The 25,459-nt window shown below is 39.5% G+C and carries 20 protein-coding genes and 1 pseudogene; 3 read left to right on the top strand and 18 right to left on the bottom strand.

Annotated features, from left to right (window positions below; all coding sequences use genetic code 11):
• Window positions 1-64: 64 nt before the first annotated feature.
• The 17 genes and pseudogenes from ACE199_RS20600 to ACE199_RS20520 all read right to left on the bottom strand — a co-directional run bounded on the left by ACE199_RS20600 (window position 65) and on the right by ACE199_RS20520 (window position 22,705).
• Window positions 65-1,390, bottom strand: a complete 1,326-nt coding sequence (locus ACE199_RS20600; RefSeq protein WP_375351404.1) for an MFS transporter — start codon at window positions 1,388-1,390, stop codon at window positions 65-67.
• Window positions 1,391-1,671: 281 nt separating this feature from the next.
• Window positions 1,672-3,156, bottom strand: a complete 1,485-nt coding sequence (locus ACE199_RS20595) for a class I adenylate-forming enzyme family protein (RefSeq protein ID WP_375351402.1) — start codon at window positions 3,154-3,156, stop codon at window positions 1,672-1,674.
• Between the two features lie 329 nt (window positions 3,157-3,485).
• Complete coding sequence (locus tag ACE199_RS20590; RefSeq protein ID WP_375351401.1) at window positions 3,486-4,265, bottom strand: enoyl-CoA hydratase; 780 nt, start codon at window positions 4,263-4,265, stop codon at window positions 3,486-3,488.
• Window positions 4,266-4,351: 86 nt separating this feature from the next.
• Window positions 4,352-5,895, bottom strand: a pseudogene (locus tag ACE199_RS20585) (acyl-CoA carboxylase subunit beta).
• 123 nt (window positions 5,896-6,018) lie between these two features.
• A complete protein-coding gene (locus ACE199_RS20580; protein ID WP_375351400.1) occupies window positions 6,019-6,921 on the bottom strand; it encodes a hydroxymethylglutaryl-CoA lyase in 903 nt (300 codons plus the stop codon).
• Window positions 6,922-6,955: 34 nt separating this feature from the next.
• Complete coding sequence (locus tag ACE199_RS20575; protein WP_375351399.1) at window positions 6,956-7,168, bottom strand: acetyl-CoA carboxylase biotin carboxyl carrier protein subunit; 213 nt, start codon at window positions 7,166-7,168, stop codon at window positions 6,956-6,958.
• Window positions 7,165-8,541 (bottom strand): acetyl-CoA carboxylase biotin carboxylase subunit, encoded by a 1,377-nt coding sequence (locus tag ACE199_RS20570; protein WP_375351398.1) that lies wholly within the window; start codon window positions 8,539-8,541, stop codon window positions 7,165-7,167. The genes ACE199_RS20575 and ACE199_RS20570 overlap by 4 nt, the downstream gene beginning before the upstream one ends.
• 40 nt (window positions 8,542-8,581) lie before the next feature.
• Window positions 8,582-9,439, bottom strand: coding sequence for a 3-hydroxyacyl-CoA dehydrogenase family protein (locus ACE199_RS20565; RefSeq protein WP_375351397.1), 858 nt, complete (start codon window positions 9,437-9,439; stop codon window positions 8,582-8,584).
• Window positions 9,440-9,444: 5 nt separating this feature from the next.
• Complete coding sequence (locus ACE199_RS20560; RefSeq protein WP_375351395.1) at window positions 9,445-10,578, bottom strand: acyl-CoA dehydrogenase family protein; 1,134 nt, start codon at window positions 10,576-10,578, stop codon at window positions 9,445-9,447.
• Between the two features lie 68 nt (window positions 10,579-10,646).
• On the bottom strand, window positions 10,647-11,813 hold the full coding sequence (locus ACE199_RS20555; protein ID WP_375351394.1) for a thiolase family protein: 1,167 nt from the start codon (window positions 11,811-11,813) through the stop codon (window positions 10,647-10,649).
• Window positions 11,814-12,369: 556 nt separating this feature from the next.
• Window positions 12,370-13,791: a sigma-54 interaction domain-containing protein gene (locus ACE199_RS20550; protein ID WP_375351393.1), complete on the bottom strand. Its 1,422-nt coding sequence runs from the start codon at window positions 13,789-13,791 to the stop codon at window positions 12,370-12,372.
• A 326-nt stretch (window positions 13,792-14,117) separates the two neighbouring features.
• Window positions 14,118-15,416, bottom strand: coding sequence for an ATP-binding protein (locus ACE199_RS20545; protein ID WP_375351392.1), 1,299 nt, complete (start codon window positions 15,414-15,416; stop codon window positions 14,118-14,120).
• 1,135 nt (window positions 15,417-16,551) lie between these two features.
• Window positions 16,552-18,867 (bottom strand): xanthine dehydrogenase family protein molybdopterin-binding subunit, encoded by a 2,316-nt coding sequence (locus ACE199_RS20540; protein WP_375351391.1) that lies wholly within the window; start codon window positions 18,865-18,867, stop codon window positions 16,552-16,554.
• A gap of 655 nt (window positions 18,868-19,522) precedes the next feature.
• Window positions 19,523-21,196, bottom strand: coding sequence for a thiamine pyrophosphate-binding protein (locus tag ACE199_RS20535; RefSeq protein WP_375351390.1), 1,674 nt, complete (start codon window positions 21,194-21,196; stop codon window positions 19,523-19,525).
• A gap of 104 nt (window positions 21,197-21,300) precedes the next feature.
• On the bottom strand, window positions 21,301-21,714 hold the full coding sequence (locus ACE199_RS20530) for an acyl-CoA thioesterase (RefSeq protein ID WP_375351389.1): 414 nt from the start codon (window positions 21,712-21,714) through the stop codon (window positions 21,301-21,303).
• A gap of 14 nt (window positions 21,715-21,728) precedes the next feature.
• On the bottom strand, window positions 21,729-21,818 hold the full coding sequence (locus tag ACE199_RS20525) for a Spo0E family sporulation regulatory protein-aspartic acid phosphatase (protein ID WP_375351388.1): 90 nt from the start codon (window positions 21,816-21,818) through the stop codon (window positions 21,729-21,731).
• Window positions 21,819-21,934: 116 nt separating this feature from the next.
• Window positions 21,935-22,705, bottom strand: coding sequence for an SDR family oxidoreductase (locus ACE199_RS20520; protein WP_375351387.1), 771 nt, complete (start codon window positions 22,703-22,705; stop codon window positions 21,935-21,937).
• Between the two features lie 466 nt (window positions 22,706-23,171).
• On the opposite strand from ACE199_RS20520, the gene ACE199_RS20515 reads away from it, so the two are divergent.
• The 3 genes from ACE199_RS20515 to ACE199_RS20505 are packed head-to-tail and all read left to right on the top strand — an operon-like array spanning window position 23,172 to window position 24,505.
• On the top strand, window positions 23,172-23,489 hold the full coding sequence (locus ACE199_RS20515; protein WP_375351386.1) for a hypothetical protein: 318 nt from the start codon (window positions 23,172-23,174) through the stop codon (window positions 23,487-23,489).
• Window positions 23,490-23,500: 11 nt separating this feature from the next.
• Window positions 23,501-24,154, top strand: coding sequence for a transposase (locus tag ACE199_RS20510; RefSeq protein ID WP_375351385.1), 654 nt, complete (start codon window positions 23,501-23,503; stop codon window positions 24,152-24,154).
• A 6-nt stretch (window positions 24,155-24,160) separates the two neighbouring features.
• Window positions 24,161-24,505 (top strand): zinc ribbon domain-containing protein, encoded by a 345-nt coding sequence (locus ACE199_RS20505; RefSeq protein ID WP_375351384.1) that lies wholly within the window; start codon window positions 24,161-24,163, stop codon window positions 24,503-24,505.
• Between the two features lie 533 nt (window positions 24,506-25,038).
• On the opposite strand, the gene ACE199_RS20500 is transcribed toward ACE199_RS20505, so the two are convergent.
• Complete coding sequence (locus ACE199_RS20500; RefSeq protein ID WP_375351415.1) at window positions 25,039-25,353, bottom strand: DUF3892 domain-containing protein; 315 nt, start codon at window positions 25,351-25,353, stop codon at window positions 25,039-25,041.
• Window positions 25,354-25,459: the final 106 nt, after the last annotated feature.

Here is a 25,459-nt window from a genome sequence, read left to right as displayed (position 1 = left end):
TTGAGCAAATCCTTTTAAGGTGTTCGTTCTATGCTTGCCCCTCCTCCAAAGATGTCATACATAATCACGCTTCTTTTTGCTGTAATTCAATAGCTTCTTTTTTCTGCAATTTAATCAATAACACTAGTATACAAGCAGCAATATAACAGCCTGATAAGAAACCTACCCCAAGCAAACTACTGCCTCCTGCCATGAGTGCACCAACAACGAATGGTCCAACGAAGCCGCCTATATTGCCAAACGCATTCCAAAGCCCCATCATTCCACCCATCATATTTGACGGTAATATTTCAGCAACCAATGTCATAAAGACAGCAGAAGAAGACATTCCGCCAACAATAGTAATACTGATTAAGGAAATAGCCAACCAGATATTATAATTAAGAGCAAGTATCGCGGAAAGTAGCGAAACTCCTGCAATGGCATTTAAACAAAACAACAATAATCGTTTATTACCAAGCTTATCATTGATAATCCCTACTGAAATCATTCCAATGGTACCAATTAACCATGGAATTGCAGATAGAAAACCAACTGTTGTATACCCTAAAGCCGAAAACTCCTTAATAATGACCGGCAACCACATAATAATTCCGTAGTTTCCAACTCCTCCACCCATAAAATAAGCAAGTGAAACAAAAATGAAATTACGATTCAAAGCCGCTTTCCAGTATGTTTTTTCCTGAATTACTTTCGGCCTGCTTGCTTCAATCGCTTGTTGTTCTAATAAATAAGCCCGTTCCTGATCGCTGATTCGTTTTTTTGAAGCTTTTAACGGACTATCTGGAATTAGGTAGAGAAAAAGGAACGTTATCAAAATTACAGGAATCCCTTGGGTCATAAATACCCATCGCCAACTCTCTAAACCAAACCAGTGAATATTTGACACAATATACCCTGATATTGGTGACATTATTAAAGGGGCAACTGTAACGTATAAAAAGAAAATACCTGTAGCTCGACCACGTTCATGTTGAGGAAACCAGTTTGCTATTAAAACACCCATTGCTGGATAAATTCCACCTTCAACAAGCCCTAACAAGAAACGAATACCAATTAACATCTCAATAGAGTTAGCCAGCCCCTGCATACTCGAAAGAACACCCGTTAACAAGCCAAGAATAACAACAATATTTCGTGCGCTTTTCCTGCTTGCTAAATGTCCAATCGGTGCCATTAATAAAATGTATCCGCAAAAGAATATCCCTGCAATAAATCCACTTACCGTTGATGTTATAGCAAATGTTTTCTGCATCTCTGTCATAGCAAATGATATATTGGTCCGATCGATGTATGCCAACATATACATGACGAATAACATTGGGATAATTACTTTCCAGCGATAACTTCCCTTCATTGCATGGCCTAATTGCTCTTTCTTTAGCTCCATTAAATCACCCCTGAACATATTATTGACTTCCTTTGATTCCTAGGCTTCATTTCAACTTTTCTCAAAAATGGTTTTGTCGGAATCTGCAAGCGTTTTCACTCCAGAGGTGCATGGTCAATACTCTCTAAATCTTGACCATTTCAACTTCTATTAATTGTAGGATGTCTTATGGAATGAATAACCTTTAAAATTTCCATATCAGAAAGCCGACTCCTGCTGTTATTTACAACAGGTGTCAGTCACTGGACAACAACTCTTAGAAAAGGAGACACATCAAATATTTAAGTATATAACTCTCGTAATTTAGTTTTAACAATCTTTCCCGAACTTGTTTTCGGCAATTCATTCACAATTTCAAACTCTTGAGGTACTTTGTAGGTGGCTAATCTTTCTTTACAAAATTCTTTTAACTCTTCCACTTTTCCACCATAACCAGACTTTAATGTTAAAACCGCCTTTACTAACTCTCCTTTTTCAGCATCTGGGTACCCTATGACAGCAACCTCCAATACAGCCGGGTGCTCGTATAATACTTCTTCTACTTCCCTTGGATAAACATTAAACCCTGAACGAATAATCATATCTTTTTGTCGATCGACAATATATAAATAGCCATCATTGTCTCGCTTTGCGATATCCCCTGTTCTGAACCATCCATCAATAAAAGCCGAATAATTTTCCTTTTCACGGTTATAATATCTCTTTATGACATTAGGTCCTTGAACAACTAACTCTCCAGATTCTCCAATTGGTACCTCTTCGAATCGTTCATTTACTATTTTGACTCTTACATCATTTATAGGAAGCCCAACACTACCCAGTTTTTTCCTACCGTGAGGAGGATTAACTGATACAACTGGGGAACATTCTGTTAATCCATATCCTTCAACTATTTCAAAACCAAAAGTTTCTCTCCATTTTTTGAAAATCTTTTCTGGTAACGGTGCCGCTCCCGTATATGCGATTCTTAATTTCAAATGATACGTACTAATATCTTTATCATTTAACATGTACGTGTACACAGTTGGAGGACCAAAAAAGAACGTTATCTCCTCTTTCTCCAGTGTACTTAAAGTATTTGAACTTGATTTCCATCTCGGTATCAGATAGATGTATCCACCGCAGTATATTAGGGTATTCATACAATTTGATTGTGAAGCTATATGAGATAATGGGGTCAGAATTAATGTTCTATCATTCTCATTTAGTTCTAAGGTTTCTGCAAATGTTTTAGCATTATGGTAAAGATTATGATAAGTAAGCACCGCACCTTTTGGTAAACCTGTTGTTCCGGAAGTATATAAAATGGAGCATTCCTCATTCTCATGTAAATCTACTAAATATTCTGCTTGTCCATCTGTTATTAGATCACTAAAGATTGAATCATTCCTCAACAAATATTGGGGATTTCCCTCTATTTTTGTCTGTTTCAGCACTTCATTAACAGCTTCATTAGTAATGATAATTTTAGGGGTACTATCATTGATGATTATTCCAAACTCCCGTGAAGTAAACGATGGATTAATCGGAACACTTATAGCTCCGATACGCATACAAGCATAATAACTGATTACAAATTCAGGGCAATTGTCCAAAATTATAGCAATACGGTCACCTTTCACAACGCCACTTAAGTAAAATTGGTTAGCAAGCTTTTGGACTCTTTCATTTAATTCCCTATACGTAAAAGAACCTGTTTCCCATCCAAGGGCTAATTTTTCAGGGTTTTCTTTAGCGTGCTCCCGAAGTTTGAGATCTAAATTCACTCTTCATCGCCCTCCTTATAATCATTCAATTGAAAAGTTATGTTCTAATAATTAAAGAAATCCCCCGAACAACCCAGATACCTTAGTGTGTTAAATCCTACTGCTTATCCTTTTATCCCTCTTACTAAAATTTAACTTTTTTTTAAGAAAGGCTTGGACACCTGCTTTTGCATTTTACTTACCAATTTACAAGATACAAAAAGTAATATCCCTAACTGTAAATAGCATCTATTTTTAGGAATATATAGTGGATTCTGATACTATTTTAACAAACCTTCGACCTCTAGTAGTATAATATTTTCAACCCTTATATCATCAAACCTAGTTCTTTATTTATGTGTAAATTGAGGAGTACGTTTTTCGATAAACGCTTGAACCCCCTCTTTTACATCTTCTGTTTGAAACACTTCCCCAAATAGATGTGCTTCTCGTTCAAGTGCGGCATCAAAATCTTGATCCATTCCTTCATCAACAGCTCGTTTAATACGAGATAAGGCTTGTAGAGAATATCCTGCAATTTTTTGTGCTACTTTATAAGCTACCGTCATACCTTCTCCACTCGGTACAACCTGATTAACTAAACCAATCCTTAGTGCTTCATCCATGGATATCGGTTCCCCTGTAAACATCATTTCTTTCGCCTTTGCTTCTCCAACTAATCGAGGCAGACGCTGTGTTCCACCGGCACCTGGGAAAAGGCCTAATTTAATTTCAGGCAATCCAATTTGTGCATGGGCCTCCGCAATTCGAATATCGCAGGTTAAAGCCAATTCACATCCTCCCCCCAGGGCCCATCCGTTTATTACTGCGATTGTTGGCTGAGGTAAAAAATCAATTAGATTGAAAACACGGTGCATATGCATGGAAAATTCTTTGACATCATTTTTCCCTATCTTATCTGGAAACTCTTTAATATTTGCTCCCGCCATAAATGCTTTATTTCCTGATCCTGTCAAGATAACACATATGACTTCCGGATCTTTCGCTACCATATGAAAAATCTCATCTAACTCCTTAACAACCTGATGACTTAAAATATTCAATGGCGGATTATCCAAAATGATAGTAGCAATTCCTTCCCTTTTCTCCACACGCACTAATTTTGACATTTAACACCCTGCCTTTCTTCAAGTTATTTTTTACCTTTCTTCGCTGTCTTTTAAACTTTCACTCTATTCTTTTAGAATGATAGAATTTAGACTGGATATACTGGGTGCTTCCGCTCAGAAAAGACCACATCCTTTGATGAATACGCATCAAATCGATTCACTAATTCATCGCGTAATGAATTTGGGGAAATAATCCCATCGATAATCATTTCTGAGGCTAGTCGATAAATATCTATATCCTGCTTATACTCTTCCCTCTTCTGTTCTACAAAAGAAGCCCTCTCATGTTCAGGTAATTGGGCAATTTTATTGGCATAGACAGCATTTACTGCGGCCTCTGGTCCCATTACTGCAATTTGGGCTGTAGGAAAGGCAAGGCAGCAATCTGTTTCAAACGCCGGTCCGGCCATGGCATACAAACCTGCTCCATAGGCTTTACGGACAATGATAGAAATTTTAGGTACAGTCGCTTCAGACATGGCCGAAATCATTTTTGCCCCATGTCGAATGATTCCTGCCCTTTCAACCTTGGTTCCAATCATAAAACCTGGTACATCAACAAGAAATAGAAGTGGAATATGATAAGCGTCACAAAGGGTAATAAATTTTGCAGCCTTATCCGCCGTGTCGTGGAATAGCGCCCCACCCTTAACACGAGGCTGATTGGCAATAATCCCGATTGCTTTTCCATTTATTCGGGCTAAACCAGTAATTAATTCTCCAGCAAACAATTTCTTGATTTCAAAAAAGGAACCTTCATCAATAACTCGATCAATCAAATCATACATATTAAAGGGTGCATTCTGATTTGTCGGGATAATCTCTTCTAATGTTTTCTCAAACTGCTTAGGTGCCAATTCCTTCTGTACAGGAGGTTTCTCAGCAAAATTAGTTGGAAAATAAGATAGATAATTTCGTGCCATTTCAATTGCTTCTTCTTCGTTCTTGGCTAACACATCTCCACATCCGGACACGGAACAGTGCATACGAGCCCCCCCATTTCTTCCAGGGTTACTTTTTCTCCGATGACCATTTCCGCCATCCGAGGAGAACCGAGATACATCGACGCATTTCCGTCCACCATTATTACCAAGTCACAAAAGGCTGGAATGTATGCCCCACCGGCCGCGGATGGACCAAACAAAATACATACTTGAGGAATCTTACCGGAGAGTTTGACTTGATTATAAAAAATCCGTCCTGCTCCTCGTCTTCCGGGAAACATTTCAATTTGATCTGTAATTCGTGCACCTGCTGAATCAACTAAATATAAAAGAGGAACCCGCATCTTTTCTGCCGTTTCTTGCATGCGAATAATTTTTTCTACCGTTCGGGATCCCCAGGAGCCCGCCTTGACCGTTGAATCATTCGCAATTACGCAAACAGTTTGACCATGGATTTTTCCTATAGATGTGACGACTCCGTCAGCCGGCAAATCTCCTTCCACGCAATTAGCAAAAAGGGCATCCTCCAGTTCAACCCCCGAATCAAACAGCCTGCTCAGACGATCTCGTACAAACCATTTTCCCTTGTCTGCGTTTTGTTGATGATACTTGGCGTCTCCACCCCTTTTAATAGATTCGATACGATTCTGTAAGCTAGATTCATGAGATGACAATTTAATAGTCATGTTTTCCCCTCCCTTGTTTTACTGAGCCGTCCCCTGTCCTACTCACCCTTGAATACAGGGATGCGCTTTTCTTTAAAAGCTTGAAGCGATCTTTCATTCTCTCCCCCCCTTATGTACTTTCTCTTAGCTATCCGTTCCACAAGCTTGCAAGGTATGGCTAGGCAGAGATTTTCCTAATCTTTCTTGAATAAAAAGAGCCGCTTCATGCATTTTTTCCCGATCAATCCCGGTCTGGATTCCCATTCCCTCCAACATATAAAGCAAATCATCGGATGCAACATTTCCGGAGGCCCCTGGAGCATAAGGGCATCCTCCTAAGCCCCCTATGGCCGCATCGAATGTACTGATTCCCATATCAAGCGAAGATAAAATATTCGCTAGGGCCATTCCACGAGTATCATGAAAATGCATCGCCAATTTCTTTGCGGGAAAACGCCGGAGAAGATCCTCCAATACCTTTTGTACCTGTATCGGATTTGCCACACCGATTGTATCGCCAAGCGATATTTCCTTAATTCCCATGTCAAACAAAGTATTGGATATCCGGACAACATTTTCGACTGAAACAAGTCCTTCGTAGGGGCAACCAAATACTGTTGAAATATATCCACGGACAGACTTTCCTGCTGAAAGAGCATCCTGTACTACTTCCTCTAAAACAGAAAATGTATCTTCTATGGATTTATTGATATTTTTTCGATTATGAGTTTGGCTTGCTGACATAAAAACGGCTACTTCATCCACATTAGCTTCTAATGCTTTCTCCAACCCTCTCGAATTAGGGACAAGGGCTGTATAAACAACTCCAGGAACACGCTGAATCCCTTTGACTACATCACTAGCATCCGCAAGAGCTGGAATCCATTTTGGATTTACGAAAGAGGTTATTTCAACATGCTTCAATCCAGTTAAGGATAGTTGATTAATCCAGGAAATTTTATCTTCTGTCTTAACCCATGCTTTTTCATTTTGTAGTCCGTCACGCGGTCCCACTTCTTTAATCGTTACGCTTTCTGGCCATTTCATTCTGAAAGCCCTCTCTTTCAATGCGGTGTGAAATTCAATCAATTTCTACAAGGATATCTCCTTCATTTACAAAATTTCCTTCCTGTGCCTTAACTTCTTTTACGACTCCAGAACTTTCAGCTACCACTGGAATTTCCATTTTCATAGACTCCAGAATCATTACATCTTGACCTTCCTCTACTACATCCCCTGTCCCCACTAATACTTTCCATACATTACCTGCCATTGTTGCTGTAATCTGACTCATTCGAATGTCTCCTTTTTTAAGCCGTTCGGCTCTGTTGTTTTTAAATGTTTCTCCACAAAACTTGTCGTCGTATCTCCGCTGAAAAAAGCAGGGTGTGCGGCTACTTCTCGCAACATCGGAATATTCGTTTTAATCCCCTCTACCCAATAGTTTGCGAGTGCCCCTTTTAAACGATCTATCGCTTCTTTGCGATTTCTTCCCTTCACCACCAATTTAGCAACCATTGGATCATAAAATGGAGTAACAGTTAAGCCTTCATGAACGGCCAATTCATGGCGGATTCCAGCACCTTCCGGTGTAACGAATTTCGTAATCGTGCCTGGTGACGGAAAGAACGTTGTAGGATCCTCCGCATAAATCCTAGCTTCCATGGCGTGACCCTCAAGCTTAATATCCGACTGCACCAAACCAAGCGGCTCTCCGCATGCAATCCGAAGCTGCTTTTCAACCAAATCAATTCCTGTTATCTCCTCCGTTACCGGATGCTCCACTTGTAAACGCGTGTTCATTTCTAAGAAGTAAAAATTCTTTTCTTCATCGACCAGAAACTCGATAGTACCTGCGTTCTGATATCTAAGTGACTGAGCTGCCTTAACAGCCACTTCCCCCATTTTCCTTCGTGTATGCTCATCGAGAAAAGAAGACGGCGCTTCCTCCACAACTTTTTGGTGGCGGCGTTGAATAGAACATTCCCGTTCCCATAAATACACGGTATTCCCATATCGATCAGCAAGGATTTGAATCTCAATATGCCTTGGATTTTCCACATATTTTTCGACGTACATAGCTCCATCTCCAAAAAAGTCAGTGGCCCGTTTCTGGTTGCCTACGTAAGCTTTACGAAGTTCTTTTTCACTGCGAACCACTTGCATCCCTATTCCGCCCCCGCCTGCTGAGGCCTTTAGCATCACTGGATACCCCATAACATTGGCAACTTTCACCGCTTCTTCTACATCCTCCAAGGGATATGAAATACCCGGAACTACAGGAACTCCCGCTTCTTCCATGGCTTTTCGCGATTCAATCTTACTTCCCATACGGGCAATAATTTCAGGCGAAGGTCCGATGAATACAATTCCTGCCTCTTCACATGAACGGGCAAAAGCAGTATTTTCAGAGAGCAGTCCATATCCAGGGTGAATCGCTTGTGCCCCTGATTCTTTCGCGATTTCTATAATCTTATCCATATTCAAATAACTTTCATTTACACGAGGTGCCCCAACCAAATATGCTTCATCCGCCATTTGAACGTGTGGTGCTTCCATATCTGCTTCAGAATAGATTGCTACGGTCGAGATGCCCATTGTGTGGCAAGTACGGATAATCCTAGCGGCAATTTCCCCACGATTGGCAATTAGAATTTTCGTAAACATCCTTCATTCCTCCGTGTTCTCTCATTTTTCCATCTATTTCTCATACATGTAGAGTCCTTTTTTCATACGTGTAAAATCCTTTTCCTGATTTTCTTCCTAAATCCCCGGCTGCCACCATATTTTTTAATAGGGGACAAGGTCTATATTTTGGGTCCCCAAACCCTTCGTAAAGGGCCTCCATCGCTGCCAAGGCCACATCCAATCCAGCCATATCAATAGTCTTCAAAGGTCCCATTGTATGTCCATAACCGCTTACAAAACCTTGATCAATATCTTCTGGGGTTCCTACCCCTTCCATAACCGCATAACATGCTTCATTCACCATAGGAAGCCATATGCGATTCATTAAAAATCCAGGGAAATCCTTCTGAGCCACAATGATTTGCTTTCCTAACCTCTTCCCTACCTCTATCGCTCGCTGAACTGTCTCTGTCGAAGTCTTATGTCCCTTCACAATCTCTAGAAGCGGCATCATCGGTACTGGACTGAAAAAGTGCATCCCGATGACTTGCTCCGGACGACGAGTGACTGCGCCAAGGTTCGTAATAGATAAGCAGGATGTATTGGAAGCAAGAAGAGCTCCTTCTTTGGCCACTTTATCAATCTGTTTAAATACGTTTTTCTTCAGTTCCAAATTTTCTGGTACAGCTTCAATGATGACGTCCGCATTCTCGATTCCATCCCAGTACACTTGAAATTCAATACGAGAAAGAATACCCTCTGAATCTTCAATCTTTCCTTTTCTTTCAAGGTGACTTAAGGAGTCCCTAATTCTTTTTCTAGCTAAATCAATTCCCTCTTGATTAATATCAGCAATGCATACATCCATCCCTGACTGTGCTGCTACTTGAGCGATTCCAGATCCCATCAATCCCCCGCCAATGACAAATAGTTCCATTCCTTTTACCCTCCTAAGATTTGTTTGGCTATAATCAAGCGTTGAATTTGGTTCGTTCCTTCATAAATTTGTGTAATCTTGGCATCTCGCATCATCCGCTCTAACGGATATTCCTTGATGAACCCGTATCCCCCCATTAATTGAACAGCATCGGTCGTTACCTTCATCGCTGTATCCGAGGCGAAACACTTAGCCATCGAAGAATTTAGGGGAACCCCCGGTTGCTTACGGTCAATCATTTCGGAAGCCTGATAGACAAGTAGTTTTGAAGCTTCAATCTGCATAGCCATGTCTGAAAGCATAGCCTGAACCATCTGAAAACTACTCAATGCTTTACCAAACTGCACTCTCTCTTTTATATACTCCCTAACGTAATCATAAGCGCCTCTCGCGATCCCCAAGGCTTGAGCCCCAACAATAGGTCGCGTTTCATTAAACACGTTCATCATAATAGAAAAACCTTGTCCTTCTTCTCCGATCATATTTTCCTTTGGAACTCGTACATTTTCTAAAATGACATCTCGTGTTGCAGATCCTCGAATCCCCATCTTGTCTTCTTTTTTCCCAAAAGAAAGGCCCGGTGTTCCATTTTCGACAATGAATAAGCTAATCCCATTAGTTCGATGCTCTGAGGTACGTGCTACAATCACGTAGATTTCTGATTCGCCTGCATTCGTGATAAATACCTTTCTTCCATTAAGAATGTAATTATCCCCGTCTTTCTCTGCCCTAGTGCGTATACTAGATACATCCGATCCTGCTCCTGGTTCTGTAATGCCGCAAGACCCGAGCACTTCTCCCCTAGCAAGTGGAGTTACGTACCGTTCTTTCTGTTCCTCACTCGCGCCAATCAAAAATGGACCAATGGCTAATGCCTGCGTAGATAATGCGACTGATGTGGAAGCGCAAGCAGCAGCTACCTCTTCTACCACCAGTGCGTGACTCACCATATCTGCACCAATTCCACCGTAAGCTTCCGGTACATGGACACCGAAGAAGCCATGCTCCGCTAATAGGCGAATATTTTTCCAGGGAAACTCTCCTGTTTCATCTACTTCTTTGGCATGAGGGGCAATTTGTTCCCGAGCAAGATCACGGGCTACTTTCTGAATCATGGCTTGTTCTTCTGTTAAAAACATAGATTGTTCCTCCTTTTTAATTCACTTTCGTTTTTCCTGACCGAATAACGGCCTTGGAATCATACACCTTATACTCGTTCAATAATCATCGTTGCACCTTGACCGCCACCGATACAAAGACTTGCTAATCCGAACTGTTTTTGTTGTCGAATAAGTTCATGCAGAAGCGTAACTACAATTCGAGCACCTGAGCACCCTACCGGATGTCCTAAAGCAATCGCTCCACCATTCACGTTTACTTTTTCTTCATTTATTCCTAATTCACGCATGACAGCCAGTGTCTGTACGGAAAAGGCTTCATTGAGTTCGAATAAATCGATGTCATGAATAGACATCCCCACTTTTTCAAGTGCCTTTTTCGTCGCTGGAACTGGACCGATTCCCATTATCGAGGGATCAACCCCAGCAGAGGCAACAGAGCGAATTCGGGCGAGTGGCTCAAGCCCTAATTCTTTTACTTTTTTTCCTGAAACCAGGACCACCGCTGCTGCTCCATCATTTAAACCGGATGCATTACCAGCTGTCACCGTACCATCCTTTTTAAATGCAGGATTCAACTTTTGAAGTTTTTCTAGGCTGGTTCCTTGAGGATGCTCATCCGTACGCAACTCTTGATTTCCCCTACCATTCACAGGAACGATTTCTTTGTCAAAATATCCTTTTGCCATTGCTTGCTGCGCCTTTTGTTGACTGGCTAAAGCAAACCTATCCTGTTCTTCCCGAGAGATTTCATATAGTTCTGCCAAATTCTCAGCGGTGACACCCATGTGATAGCCTTCCATTGCACACTCAAGCCCGTCATAAATCAAACTGTCCACTGTCGATAGCGCCCCCATCTTTTTTCCCCAGCGTGCATCCAATACCAAATGTGGAACGTTGCTCATACTTTCCGTTCCTCCGGCAACAATGATATCCGCCTCATCAGCTAAAATCTGCTGATAACCTAGTCCAATCGATCGCATACCTGAGGCACACTGCTTATTAATAGTCATCGACGGAACAGTTACTGGTAATCCAGTCTTGATGGCAGCCTGCCTTGCCGGGTTGCCTTTTCCTCCGGCTTGAAAAACGTTACCAATGATTACTTCATCAAACTGTTCGGCTGCAATGTTAGAACGCTTTATAACAGCCTCCATAGCAATAGCCGCCAACTCCGATGATTTTAAATGGCGAAGCATTCCTCCAAATTTCCCAATAGGGGTTCTTGCTGCTGAAACAATATAAACCTCTTCCATTTCCCATTCTCCCTTTCCTAGTTTAGAAACAAGTTGTCATTTTTGGATTCCCAAAATTAAAACTAATTCCAAACTGTATAAATTCCCCTTTTTAATAATGATTAGCCGCTGCCAAGGCAGTCCGACTCTTCTTGCCCCGATTTAAAGCCAGCTCCATGGCCGATGATGCATGTGTTGTGACCACATAATGTTCTGTACATTCTTCACCTATAGCTGATAAAATCGGGTTCAAATAGCTATAATTTGAGTCATTGATGTCTTCTTGCCTTTGTAACTATTTATAATGCAAAACTCGTGCCAATTCTGACTTATTAAACAAAAATCTACAGAAACCTTGACTTACCAGCCTTCAATACAGCATTTTCTATTTCAGTTGTTATTTAACTCATACATAATGGTGCGATAAAGCGCCATTATAGAGCCAATGCATGTGCATTTTCGCACCACATTCCATAAAATTTGAAAATTCGGTTATTTTAATCTGATTCAGATCAAGAATAAGAAGATATTTACACCTTCTTATTACATAAAAAACGCGGTGCAATTTCGCACCGCGTTATTGTTCTATCTTATATTTTTGTATCTTTCTAACTAAATTAGAGTGATGAATCTCCAAATGGCGAGCCGCTTCCCGAATACTTTTATATTGTTGAAGAGCACTTATAATCATTTCTTTTTCCAACCGTTCTTTTGCCTCACGAAGGGATATTGGTGTCCATTCCATACTTACCGGTTTTCCAGCTATCTCGCGTTCCAGCTTCATTTCCTCCGGTAAAAGCGTTGTTTCTATAATGTCCCCTTCCGCCATAATGACCATACGCTCGACAAAATTCTCTAACTGTCTTACATTCCCCGGCCAAGAGTAGTTCTCCATCGCACGACAAGTCATTACATCAAATCTTTTTCGACATCTATATTTATCATTAAACTTGTCCAAGAAATGACCAGCAAATGGGATAATATCTTCTTTTCGCTCTCTCAATGGAGGAATATCAATAGGAATTACATTTAAGCGATAAAATAAGTCTTCTCGAAACTCCCCTGCTTTTACCATCCCTTCCAAATCCCGATGTGTAGCAGCGAGGAAGCGAATGTCAACTACCTTTGGGCGGTTGCCTCCAACGGCATAAAATTCTTTGGTTTGAATCACACGCAGAAGCTTCGCTTGGAGATGCAAAGGCAAATCTCCAATTTCATCGAGTAATACACTTCCCTCATTAGCCATTTCAAGTAATCCTACTTTACTTCGGCTAGCCCCAGTAAACGCTCCCTTCTCATAACCGAATAATTCGGCTTCGATTAAAGATTCAGGAATTGCAGCGCAGTTAATTTGAATAAAAGGTTTATCCGCACGATTACTCGTTTTATGAATCGTCTTGGCAATCACTTCTTTTCCGGTTCCAGATTCACCTCTGATAAGCACCATCGCTTCAGTTTTGGCAACTTTAATTGTCTTCTCCAAGATTTGTTTCATCTTATAATTCCGACTAATAAACTGGTCAGTTTCTAAAAAACGGGTTCGGAGCTCTTGTAATTCAGAGTAATCAATATCTTTATATCGCTGGTGTTCCTGACGAAGCTCATTAATTTCGTTAAGATCGTGGTAATTGGCAATATAAAAAATGATGTGACCGTTCCGGTCTAAAATAGGTTGGCTTGTAATAAACACTTCTTTTCCCGTTTTTAGTTTCTGTGCAATTGTCAATGGATTCTTTTTAAGTTCCTTGAGCGAATTATGAATGAGAATCCCTTTCTTTTCCATCTCTTTTGTAGTTAACCCAATAATTTCGCTAATGGGGAAGCCGGATATTCTCTCCAGTGCACGGTTGGCATAAAGGACTCGTCCCCCCCGATCAGATAGAATCAAACCTTGGTAAGAGTAATCTAAGTAATAAATCAATTTCTTGAAATCCAACTGTTTTAAAACTGGATCATAGAACAGATCATGCAGTTTATCTGAACTCATAAAATTATCCATTGTACTTCCCATCCTAATGCTGTGACCCCCTAATCATATGCCATATACTATATTGATTTTCAATATATCATACTACTATTAAACAGATAAGGGTAAATATAGAAAATGATTAAACTAGTTTAATAACAATCTGTTGTTTTTAAGACAGAAAAAAAGACAGTGTATTTATACATGCACTGTCCTTAAAGTCAACTTTTTATTCTTTATCACTAGAGTTGTATTAATATAGTGAAAATTTTTTGATATTTATATTTCAATCCATACTAAGTGAATCCCTCTATAATAAAAAGCTTCCCCATTATTTCTTTTCAATTATTCTAGTCTCTTTAGGACTGTTGATGTTGGACAAGTAAATTACTTTTTAAAAATTCTCCTTCATTCGGTGCGATGGGAAGTTTGATAGAAAAGCAGGTTCCTTTCCCTTTCTCACTTTCTACGTGAATGGTTCCGTTCATTCCTCTGATAATACTATAGGATACCATCAACCCAAGTCCTGTTCCCTTGTCTTTTGTTGTAAAGTATGGCTCACCAAGACGGTTAATTTGTTCTTGTGTCATACCTATTCCTTGATCCTGGATATCAATTTGAATTGTGGATTGTGTACAGCTATAACGAATTTGAAGTTCCCCACAGTTTTGAATTGATTCTATTCCATTTTTTATTATATTAATTAAACATTGTTGAAACTTTTTTCTATCACCTCTGACAAAAGAAGTTTCATCCTCTGTTAATGATAGACTTACTTTTACTCCATTCATGTTGGCTAAAGGACTCGTAAGATTGATTACATGTTGAATTTCTGTAGAAACCTTTATCTTCTCTTCCTTATCAGGGGTTGGTTTTGCGAACGTTAAATAATCATTAATCACTTCTGTTGCACGGTCCAATTCTTTTAACGCAATTTCAGCATAATTCTTTCTTGTTTGCGCGGATACATCCTCTGATAACATTTGGATAAATCCTCTGCTTGCAGTAAGTGGATTCCGAACCTCATGGGAAATACTAGCGGCAAGATGACTCACCATTTGCAATTTTTCTGCTTTCATTAATTTTTGTAACACTTGAAAATTTGTTTGGATACCTTCCCAAAGAATAGTAGCAATCAATATGCCAATGACATAAATAACAATGTATCTTACCCAAAGGCCTATTTCAACGTCTACTCCTATTATTTCTAAAATAGGAATAGAAGCTATTAAAGTAAACAAAGTAATAGATAAATTCACCAATACTTTTTGTTTGATGGTCATTTTCAAATAGTATTTGGATAAAAAGAAAATGATAAAACCTATTAAAGGATAAATGATAAGGGTTAAATAAAATGCCCCTTCACTTCCCCAAAAATAACGAATACTTAGAACTAAAACCAATAAAAACAGCCCTAATCTATAACCACCATATAACCCACCTATAATAAATGGGATTAAGCGCAAATCCAAAACAAACTGCCTATTTATCTCAAGAGGAAATAACATACTTAGAACAAGGGAAAGTACAGGAAAAACAGCTAATATCCATCCCTTTAATTTCTCAATTTGATAGATATATTTTATCAGATAGAACATTTGTATCAAAAAAATAGGAAAGATGGTTAATAGAAAATTAATCAATAAATCTTTTGTCATAAGATCCATAGTAACACCTGACTTCCATCAGTTTTTGGTATAAGCATCTTCAATTCATACAAAATTACAGATATTCCAGAAGGAAGAGTTATAATTTGAGTCATTACTGTCTTCTTTCCTTCGCAACTATTTATAATGCAAAATTCATGCCAATTCTAGCTAATTAAACAGAACCTACAGAAACCTTGACTTTTCACTATTAAATATAATATTTTCTGTTCAAGTAATTATTAAATTCATCCATAACGGTGCAATAAAACACCATTATGTAATGCGTTTTCGCACCACATCCCATATAATTTAAACATTTAGCTATTTTAATCTAATTAAGGTGAAGAAGGTGAAGGCGGTTGGCGCGGACTGCTTTGAACTTGCTTCCACGTAGATATGCGGGAGATACTTCTTGAATGGGCGTCAGCATGGCTACAGGATGAATAAGCTTGCAAGAATGCTTCTCGACTAGAGCCCGGGGCTCCGGAGACCGAGCCGGATGCGACAGCAGGAGGTCGATGTCGAAGGAGACTCGGGTGGCTGCTGCGTGAAGACCTTCCTCGAGTGAGCGAAGAAGGTGTAAAATGACAATAAAGTTATTTAGTTTTAAAAGCTCAAACAAGTATAGCCCCGTTCTAAATTTTAGAACGGGATTAAAAATATAAATTGTTTAATTTTTGATGTAAGACACTTCACTACACTAAAAAATATAACAATAAAGTCATTTAAAAATCTAAGTTTTATTCAAAAAATAGCGCCCGATTGCTGAAGATCCAAAAATTAAAAGGGACTTCAAAAATTAATCTTTAGTTATTGTGCTAACGTCCCCTTTACTTTAAGTATAAATGTTCACAAAGTTTTAAGAGTCGTTATTCACTCTCTTAAATAGTTATAAAGAAATCCCTATTCCTTCATAATATGCATTGTTTCCAGAACACCTCCCGAATGTATTATGGAAACAAAAAAAGCCGTATGGCTACGGCGTTTCTTGCTCGTTCAACTTTTGTTGAAGCTCAGTTTCTAATCTCCTTTACCAAGTTGAAGGACATAATGTTTATCGGCACATTTATCAGTATAAGAAAAATAACGGCAGTACAAATGATGCCCTTCAAATGGTACTCTACTCCTTTCCACCAGATATACTTTATTGCCTCTCCTTTGCTTTCCAAATCAATTCTGGAATTAAGGGAAGATTATGAAGCGAAACACCAGCGGCCACAGACAATGCATTCCCGAGGGCCCCAGGCATTCCCATTAACCCCAGTTCTCCTATTCCCCGGGCTCCATATGGTGCATCAATCTGTGGATTTTCAACAAAATCAACCAAGTAATTAGGATTCTCTCCATAGCGGAGCGGGCGATACGTCCGAAGTTGCGGATTCAAAACCCTCCCTAAATCATCAAAATAAAATGTTTCTCTCCCAGCGAATGCTAGCCCCATACTCATTGCCCCCATAACCTGACCTAACGCTGTTTTTTCATTCATTACCCTGCCAGCATCCACCACCGTCGCAGCATTAACAAGTCGATACGTATAATCTTTACGATCGAATTCTACCTCTACTCCATATGCTGCAACAGACCACTCAGGACCAGGCTTCCCAGCCCCAGTTTCAGGATCCAAATGCGTTATATGACGTAATATATATTTTCCTCTGCCAATGATTTGACCGCCAATAGAGTTACCATTTGGATACTTATAACCATAACCAATATCTTTAAAATGGAGCCCAATGGATGGGTTATCCCTCAAAAATACCCGACTATTTGCCACTTCAAGATCTTCCTTTGGTGCTCTTAACACACATGAAGCCACTTCTTTTAATTGGCTAATCACATCGTCTGCGGCATTTAAGGTAGCCCTACCTGCCATAAATGTTCCCCTGCTGGCAACGGTTTTCCAATGTTCTGGCATTGTCTCGGTATCGACTTTCATTCGAACATGAATTTGATTGATATCCATTTTAAGTCTCTCGGCAAGAATTTGAGCTAGCACAGTCTTAGTCCCAGTTCCAATTTCTATAACCCCTGACATTAAATTGATACTCCCATCTCGATTAAATGTTAAAATAACGCCCGAGGGAGCGTTGGCATCAATCGTTGACGTTTTCCAGCTGCAGCTTACGCCTTTTACTCTAACAAAGCGTTCATCTATCTCTTTAATCGCCCCTTCGTCCCACTTGATTAAATGTCTTAATTTCTCAATACAATGTGGTAAGTCTCCTAAATTACTTTTATTTAAAAGAACCCTTGTCGGTGTTGTATTTCCTGGCCTAATGGCATTTATAAAACGGAGTTCAAGCGGATTCATTTGCAGTTTTTGTGATAATAAGTCCAATGTTCTTTCAATTACAAAGGACAGCTCAGAATGAGCAAATCCTCTATATGGGGATGCATATGGATGGTTGGTATACATACAGTATGAGTCACACCAGACATTCTCAACATTGTAGGGACCTGTGCAGTCGACTGCCCCTGATCTCGTTACATCAATGGCTTTATCGGAATAGGCACCCCCATCCCACAAATAAAGAATTTCCATAGCCTTAATTTTCCCGTTGCGGTCGGCCCCAATTTTAACTGTTGCATCCAAACCAATGTGACATGGAGATGTAATAATATCCTCTTCACGGATATTGAAAACCTTCACGGGTCGGCCGCCAACAGCCTTCGATGCTAAGTAGGCAAGTATTTCAAGCTGAACGGGTGCCTTTCCACCGTAGGCTCCTCCAACAAACGGCGTACGAACAACAATTTTCCCTATATCCTCACCAAAGTAATCAGCTATAAGTGTTTTGACCATAAAAGGCGCCTGAGACGAGGTCATTATATTGATTGTTCCATCTGGTAAAATCTCACACGTTGAACATCTTGTTTCCATTGCGGCATGGTCCGAGGGTGCAAAGGAATAACTTGCTTCTACTGTTACCTCACTGTCAGACCATCCTTTTTCCATATTGCCCTTGCGAATTTTAGTAAGGCTTGCAATGTTTGTTCCCGGAACCGGATGTGAATCTTCCTCCTTTTTGTATTCGCCTAACTTTTCATGGACGAGGGGAGCATTCTTTTGGAACGCCTGTGTAGGTGAATTTACTACTGGCAATAATTCATAGTAGACCTTAACTAGGTTAGCTGCTTTCTGAGCCTGTGCTAGAGTATCAGCGACAACTAATGCAACTGGTTCTCCGTGATAACGGACCTTATCAACAGCAATCGGCGGGCGGTCACGAATGGCCTCACCTGTGAGTGGAAAATGTTCTCCTGCGATAACCGCCCTAACACCTGGTATTTTTAATGCTTCTGTCGTGTCAATCGCAGTAATTCTAGCGTGCCCATATGGACTGATGACCTTTGCACAAGAAAGCATCCCGACTGATTGGTAATCATCCGTGTATTTCGCCCGTCCTGTCACTTTATCCCACGAGTCTTTACGAATGACACCCTTTCCAATTATATCCAACAAATTCCCTCCTAACCCTCGGTTTTCATGAAACCTTTCCATTCCCAATACATTAATATTCGTGTACATAAAGATAAATATAGCTAAATAGAAATAACCATATGATTAATTATGTAGATGAAGTTTATCTCCTACCTTATAAATATGGGATTTCAGTGAAATCATACGTTAAATAACAAAAGCCGATAATTCTTTTTACAAAAAAATAGGCATTAATGTTTATACACTCTAAAAAATTTCATTTTTCGAGAATATAAACCTGAACATTCAGAATATGGTGTGACCTCTATTCAGTTAATACGAAGTCTAATAGTTGATTCATTTAAAATATGATACTTCGTTAATAAATAAGAAAAATCCTTGATTGATTAATATCAAACAAGGATTTTAAAAAACGCCCTTACTTATGGTACGGTTCACCGTGATTAATACTAAACGCCCTATCAATCCTCCTATGTTGCTCATTCAACATGTCAACATTTATATGATTAATAGGTGAAAATTCATCTAGAACATCTGATTTTTTTCATAATAAAGGTCCATACGGCTCAAGAACTCGCCACATGGACTGGTTTGTTTCTATAGTTGCTCGCTACAAAATGACGAGAAATATTCTACAAAGATACAATATCCATACAGAATGCCTCCTAACAAATTACTTAAGAAAAACTCTTACCGTTGAATCTATTAAAACATCCAGCAAGATTGGTTTTTTCTCATTAAACGCTTTCTCAAAAGCTGGTTGGAGTTCTTCAGGTTTTTCAATTCTTATCGAATCGATTCCAAATCCCTTTGCCACACTAACAAAATCCACTGCAGGTTCATTTAAATCCATTCCAGGAAAAACGTTTTGTTTTGCAGATTCTCCGTCGATATTCAGAATTCCGCCTTTAAGAATCATGTAGCTTTGATTATTCATAATCACAAAAACAACTGGTAGGTTATGCTTGGCGGCATTCCATAAAGATTGGATATAGTAAAGTGAAGAGCCATCCCCAATCACATTGACTATCCTTTGATCAGGACGTCCTAACTGAGCACCAAGAGAAGCCGGCATACCGTATCCAAGACCGCCGCCCTTTAACGCGATAAGACTGCCAGGTTGATTCAGTTCCAAATAACTATGTGTGAACCTTCCGGAGGTTACGGATTCGTCAACCACCAAAACGTTCTCAGGGAGTGCTTTATTTAGTTCATATATGACTTCAGCAGGGGATAATGGAACTTGTCCTCTCGTTCCTTCTAATTCTTTCAAACGCTGTTCATCACTTTGTTTTTTCATTAGCAAAGTTTTTTCTTTTAAACTCTCAAATCGGGCTCGGTCCTCATTACTAGCATGAAGATCGATTAGTTCTGTAACCTCTTTAACTGCGATTCTTGGATTTGCCAGAATAGCAGTATCAACATGCATATTTTTTCCCAGCTCCCACTCTCCGCTGTTAATAGCGATCACCTTGGTTCCTGGTTGAACAATAGGTCTGTCAAAATAAAGTAACGGAGCTTGACTCGTTACTCCAACAAAAACCACTACATCTGCATCTTTGAGTACCTTCTCGATATATGGACCGTTAGGGAGGCATCTCCCTGCATACTGTGGATGTCCATAAGGGAAGCTTAAGCGAGAGCATTGATGCTCAACATAAACCGGGGCTCCGATCATCTCTGCAAGTTGAACCATCTCGTTCAAACCTTCACAGCTTGCTAATTGATCCCCAACTAAAAAGACAGGGTTCTTAGCTTGTCTAATCAAAACAGCAGCATTTTGCACAGCCTCAAGGTCTCCTCTTATATTAGAGGAAACAACGGTTAGAGGAATTGGTTCTGCATCTACCTCTTGCCAAAGTACATCAGAAGGAAGAGAAAGGAAAACGGGACCCATCGGTTCAGTTAGGGCCATTTTGAATGCTCTATGTAATACTGTCGGTAATTCTTGAGCATTTTTCACTTCCCAGCTCCATTTGGTATAATCCTTGACCATGCTAACCATTTCACCCCAGAGTGCAGGTTCTTGTATAGCGAGTCTAGTGTCCTGCTGCCCGGCTGTGACAATGAGGGGGACCCCCGCTCGATAGGCATCGTATACGTTCCCCATACCATGAGCAAGACCCGGAGCTGCATGCAGGTTAACAACGCCTGGTTTTCCCGTTGCTTGCGCATAACCTGCCGCCATACCAACACAGACATCCTCGTGTAATGAAACAATAAATTCAATATCTGGATAGTTCACTAAACCATCGATTAATGGCAATTCAGTTGTCCCTGGATTTCCAAATAAATATTTTACCTCGTATTCTTTCAAAGCCTTTAGAAAAAAGTCTCTACCTAGCATTACGTCACACCCTTATATTTTAATAGAAGTATGGCCATGCTTTGATTTTGTTCTATCTACAATAGAACCCCATGGCGATTTTTTTATTAAGATCGATTCCACTTTCAAACTGTAACGAAACACTGTTCAAGAATCGAACGCAGTTCTGGCGGAATGACCTCGGACTGTTGTGTTTGAAAGTTAAAACAAACGACAACAGCACTTCCAGCTGCAATCATTGCACCCGTATCTGCTGATTTAATTTCGTGTGCCAATGTATAGCTCTTTGTTCCGATTTTGGAAACCCTCGTGGCAAGAGTTAGCGTTTGGTTTGCATATGCCTGAGCCAAATAATCACACTGTGCTGAAGCCACAATGAAATTCATTTCTCCCCTATTATCTCTGTCGTAACCAATCGCTTTAAAAAATTTTGTTCGTGCTTCTTCCATATATATAAAGTAACTAGTGTTATTGACATGACCTGCTGCGTCTGTCTCACAAAACCTAACATATACATCGATTTCGGGAATGCTATTCATGTTCAAACCCCTTTCTATTGACTGATTTTTAATACTTCTTGATTATTCCTGCCTTTTTCCTTTGCCAAATTGTACATTTCCTGTCGATACCCCTCTATGCTCATACTATAAGGTCTTTCATTCTCTTAAAGCATAATTTCCATCACCGTTTACTAAGTTCTAACCTATTAAAAAGCTTCTACTTCATACAAGAAGCTCGTCACCTACACTTCACTTATTATTACAAAGAAACGCCACCGTCTATTGCAATAATCTGTCCCGTAATATAATCACTTCCATTGCCAGCTAAAAAAAGTGCCGCTCCTTTCAGTGAGTCAGGGTCTCCTAATTTTTTCATGGGATTTTTATTTATTATTGCAGCCTCTCTTTGGTCAAGTACGTGCTTTGTCATTTTCGTTTCAAAGAATCCCGGTGCAATTGCATTGACATTTACTCCATACCCCGCCCATTTTCTTGCTAAATCTTTCGTAAAATGATGGACCGCTGCTTTACTTGTACTGTATCCAATTGCATTTAGGACTTCCGGGGGCTCTGCCTTCAACCCTGCAACAGAACCGATATTAATAATCTTCCCCTTGCCGCGACTGATCATATGTTTTCCAACGGCCTTTGACATTAGAAATGTGCCGGTTACATTCACATTTAAGACCTTTTGCCATGCTTCAAGCGGCATATTCTCCACTTTTTCTCCCCAAGTAGCCCCGCTATTATTGACGAGAATATCGATTTGGCCAAAATCAGAAAGAACGGCTTCCACTGTGTCAGCCACAGCTACTTCACTGGCTACATTGCATTCATATGCCTTTGCCTGTATAGAGAACGTATTTTTCAAATCATCTGCTGTGTCCTGACAATTATGTAATTTTCGAGAACAAACAGCTACATTTGCACCATATTCCGCAAATACTTCTGCAATCACTCTCCCCAATCCACTTCCCCCGCCTGTAATAAGCGCTGTTTTCCCACTTAAATCAAACAAAGATTTCGTCATAGTTTTCCTCCTATTAGGTCTTACTTGAGATAATCCTTAACGAACCTCCAACAACACCGACTGGAGACTGAACCTTCTTCATCCATTAAAGTGAGGTTCTGTGTGTAGCCAGTCCTTATTTCTTCTCCTTTTATTAATGCAACTTGCGTGCCAAGTTTTTAATGGGATAAACGGCTATATTTTATATGAGTAAATCGTTAAATAATTCAATAATGAATTAACTCTCATCTATCCCGCCTTTTATAGCTATTCATTATTGTATCGTTGATTCATTTATGAATAACTTACAGATTTCCCAAACGAGAAAGCCCACTTCTTTAGAGGTGGGCTGATAGTGAGGTCGAACCAGGCGTGTCTCGTGACACGTTAATGGTTCGATTTTTTTGTGTTGTGGGCGTATTTCTTGTAGTTGGAACATGTGTTCTTTTATAATAGTTTTATAGAAAACAAGAGAGGAGGAAAAAACATGTTTGTCACACACTCATTTCGTATTCCCTATGAGAAATATCTATATGAAGAATTAAGAATGATGCAGAGAGAAGCGGCTTCTGTATGGAATGATATCGTTCGAGAAGCGACTTCTTATTATGTTTCTCGTAAAAAGTGGTTAAGTAAAGCAGAGATTCAATCTGTTCGAAAACAAACGTATCAACTCCATTCTCAGACTGTTCAAGCCATTGCGGATAAGTATGAAGCGAATCGAGAAACGATTCACAGCTTCGAAAAACGGATAAAAAGGCGAAGTATCCGTGGAGAAGAAAATACTATTATTGCATCCCATTAAAAAAAGCATCGATGGATATAACCAAAGAGACCATTGCGATAAAAAAGGCATCCTATGGATTTTCACTTCCTGAATGGTTGACTAAAAAGAAAAAGAAGAATTGGAACAAAAAATTCCCAAAGAAAAATAAGGCTATTCTTCTTCCTAATCTTTCGGAGGAACCGTTAGACGAGTGTAACTACGCAGAAATTGTATGGAGAGACGGTGCCTATTGGTTTTGTTATACTGTGCAAGTCTCTGAAAGGGATCTATCATCGTTTGATAAAAAGGTGGCTGGTGCTGATTTAGGAGAAATTCATACCGTGGCAGTCGCGACAGAAAACAAGGCTCTTCTTGTTTCAGGACGAGCCATGCGTAGTATCTCTCAATTCCGAGCGAAAGTATTGGCGGAATTAAGTAAAAAGATGTCTCACTGTAAAAAAGGATCTAATCAATGGAAAAAGTATAAACAAGCCAAATATCGCATTCGTCAAACTAGTAAAAATCAACTCAAAGAGTTGGAACATAAAACCACAAAAGAAGTCGTTTCTTTTTTAGTCGAAGAACAAGTTACACATTTCGTGATAGGCCATGTATCAGGCATTGAAAAATGGACAAAGAAGAACGAGAAAAAGAAACAAAAAACTAGTAAAGTCAGAAGGCAACAACTATCGTTGTGGAACTAAGGGAAAATGAAACAAAAACTCACCTATAAAGCTGCATTAATGGGGATAAAAGTAGAGGAAACAGAAGAAAGCTATACCTCTCAAGATTGTCCGTTTTGTAATGGACGACATCAAGTGAAAGGAAGACACTTTATTTGTTCTGTTCATAAAACAGAAATCCATCGTGATGTAAACGAAGCACAAAATATTGCCCGTAAAAAACATACGATGGCAGTCCAACCTCTTCATTCGGTCCTATTTAAACAACCGATTTGGTATAAACGCTTTTTGTCTGAAGAAATCAGACAAAAAACGAAACATCCGAAGGATAAACCGAAGAAAGAACCAAGTATCGCCAGTCGAATGGCGTAGTGGCACCGACCTTGCCCTTTTGAAAGACTGTTTTTCTCTCAAAAGTTGCTCGCCCAAGTTTCACCCCTGCATCTTCCTGTGGAAGTTTGTAAGTGGAATGTTTGCGAGAAAGAACCCCACTGGCTTCAGCCGTGGGAGTGGTCAGGGATACTTCACTCCTAAAAACGAGCTATTAGAGGAAATGCTAGGTTAAAAAATGAAGGAATTCTGTTTATAAATCAAAACAAGAAAATGACGTGTAGAATGGTACACGTCATTTTCTTGTTATATATATATCTTATTAAACTAAAGCGTCCCGATAGTTTAAGTAGAATCCTTCACAATCTCTTCTACACCTTAATATAACACCAATTTAAATGTGTTACTCTAGAATCTGATTGATTAAAAAACGACACCTTCTTACTTAAAGAAAAGCTCCCTATAATTGAATAACTGATGATTTTCTTACAGTAAGTTTACGAAGCTTTGGGTAAATTTAGTAAAGTAAAGAAGAGAATATCCAAACTAATATTCTCTTCTTGAGATTTACCCGTTTAAAAAGAAGGTAAGTTATCTAAGTTATTTTCTTTAATACCATCAGGTTCACTACGTATAATATCCCTGCCATACTTATGAAATACGTCGACATGAGCTAACTTCCCTGATTTTGCTTCATCAAGAGCAGTAATATAATCTAGTTCTCTTCCACTACTTGTTTTAAAAGCAATAATATCATCCTCATCATTTTTACGAACTGCAACAATTTGTTCTACTCCTGAATCGACTTCCTCAACTACTTCCAATTGAGCTTGGCCTTCTCCTTGTTGTAAGTATTCATTATAAACTTTTTGAAAGTTGTTTTTGTCAATATTGATTTGAGCCAGAGCGATCACTTCAAAAGCGAGCCACTTCATTCTGAGTTATTTCCATATTTAGGGGAGGATTAGGAGTTTAGGGTATCTGGCCCGAGGGGCC

Origin of the sequence: Peribacillus sp. Hz7, assembly GCF_042136355.1 — a bacterium.
Taxonomy (GTDB): domain Bacteria; phylum Bacillota; class Bacilli; order Bacillales; family DSM-1321; genus Peribacillus; species Peribacillus asahii_A.
The sequence above is the reverse complement of the archived record's forward strand: the minus strand, read 5'-3'. Positions and strand labels throughout refer to the sequence as shown.

Bases quoted from the DNA above. Each gene is read 5' to 3' on its own strand.
- ACE199_RS20600 (WP_375351404.1), bottom strand. From the start codon at position 1,390: ATGGAGCTAAAGAAAGAGCAATTAGGCCATGCAATGAAGGGAAGTTAT.
- ACE199_RS20590 (WP_375351401.1), bottom strand. From the start codon at position 4,265: ATGTCAAAATTAGTGCGTGTGGAGAAAAGGGAAGGAATTGCTACTATC.
- ACE199_RS20580 (WP_375351400.1), bottom strand. From the start codon at position 6,921: ATGAAATGGCCAGAAAGCGTAACGATTAAAGAAGTGGGACCGCGTGAC.
- ACE199_RS20575 (WP_375351399.1), bottom strand. From the start codon at position 7,168: ATGAGTCAGATTACAGCAACAATGGCAGGTAATGTATGGAAAGTATTA.
- ACE199_RS20570 (WP_375351398.1), bottom strand. From the start codon at position 8,541: ATGTTTACGAAAATTCTAATTGCCAATCGTGGGGAAATTGCCGCTAGG.
- ACE199_RS20565 (WP_375351397.1), bottom strand. From the start codon at position 9,439: ATGGAACTATTTGTCATTGGCGGGGGATTGATGGGATCTGGAATCGCT.
- ACE199_RS20560 (WP_375351395.1), bottom strand. From the start codon at position 10,578: ATGTTTTTAACAGAAGAACAAGCCATGATTCAGAAAGTAGCCCGTGAT.
- ACE199_RS20555 (WP_375351394.1), bottom strand. From the start codon at position 11,813: ATGGAAGAGGTTTATATTGTTTCAGCAGCAAGAACCCCTATTGGGAAA.
- ACE199_RS20550 (WP_375351393.1), bottom strand. From the start codon at position 13,791: ATGGATAATTTTATGAGTTCAGATAAACTGCATGATCTGTTCTATGAT.
- ACE199_RS20545 (WP_375351392.1), bottom strand. From the start codon at position 15,416: ATGACAAAAGATTTATTGATTAATTTTCTATTAACCATCTTTCCTATT.
- ACE199_RS20535 (WP_375351390.1), bottom strand. From the start codon at position 21,196: ATGCTAGGTAGAGACTTTTTTCTAAAGGCTTTGAAAGAATACGAGGTA.
- ACE199_RS20530 (WP_375351389.1), bottom strand. From the start codon at position 21,714: ATGAATAGCATTCCCGAAATCGATGTATATGTTAGGTTTTGTGAGACA.
- ACE199_RS20525 (WP_375351388.1), bottom strand. From the start codon at position 21,818: ATGAGCATAGAGGGGTATCGACAGGAAATGTACAATTTGGCAAAGGAA.
- ACE199_RS20520 (WP_375351387.1), bottom strand. From the start codon at position 22,705: ATGACGAAATCTTTGTTTGATTTAAGTGGGAAAACAGCGCTTATTACA.
- ACE199_RS20515 (WP_375351386.1), top strand. From the start codon at position 23,172: ATGTTTGTCACACACTCATTTCGTATTCCCTATGAGAAATATCTATAT.
- ACE199_RS20510 (WP_375351385.1), top strand. From the start codon at position 23,501: ATGGATATAACCAAAGAGACCATTGCGATAAAAAAGGCATCCTATGGA.
- ACE199_RS20505 (WP_375351384.1), top strand. From the start codon at position 24,161: ATGAAACAAAAACTCACCTATAAAGCTGCATTAATGGGGATAAAAGTA.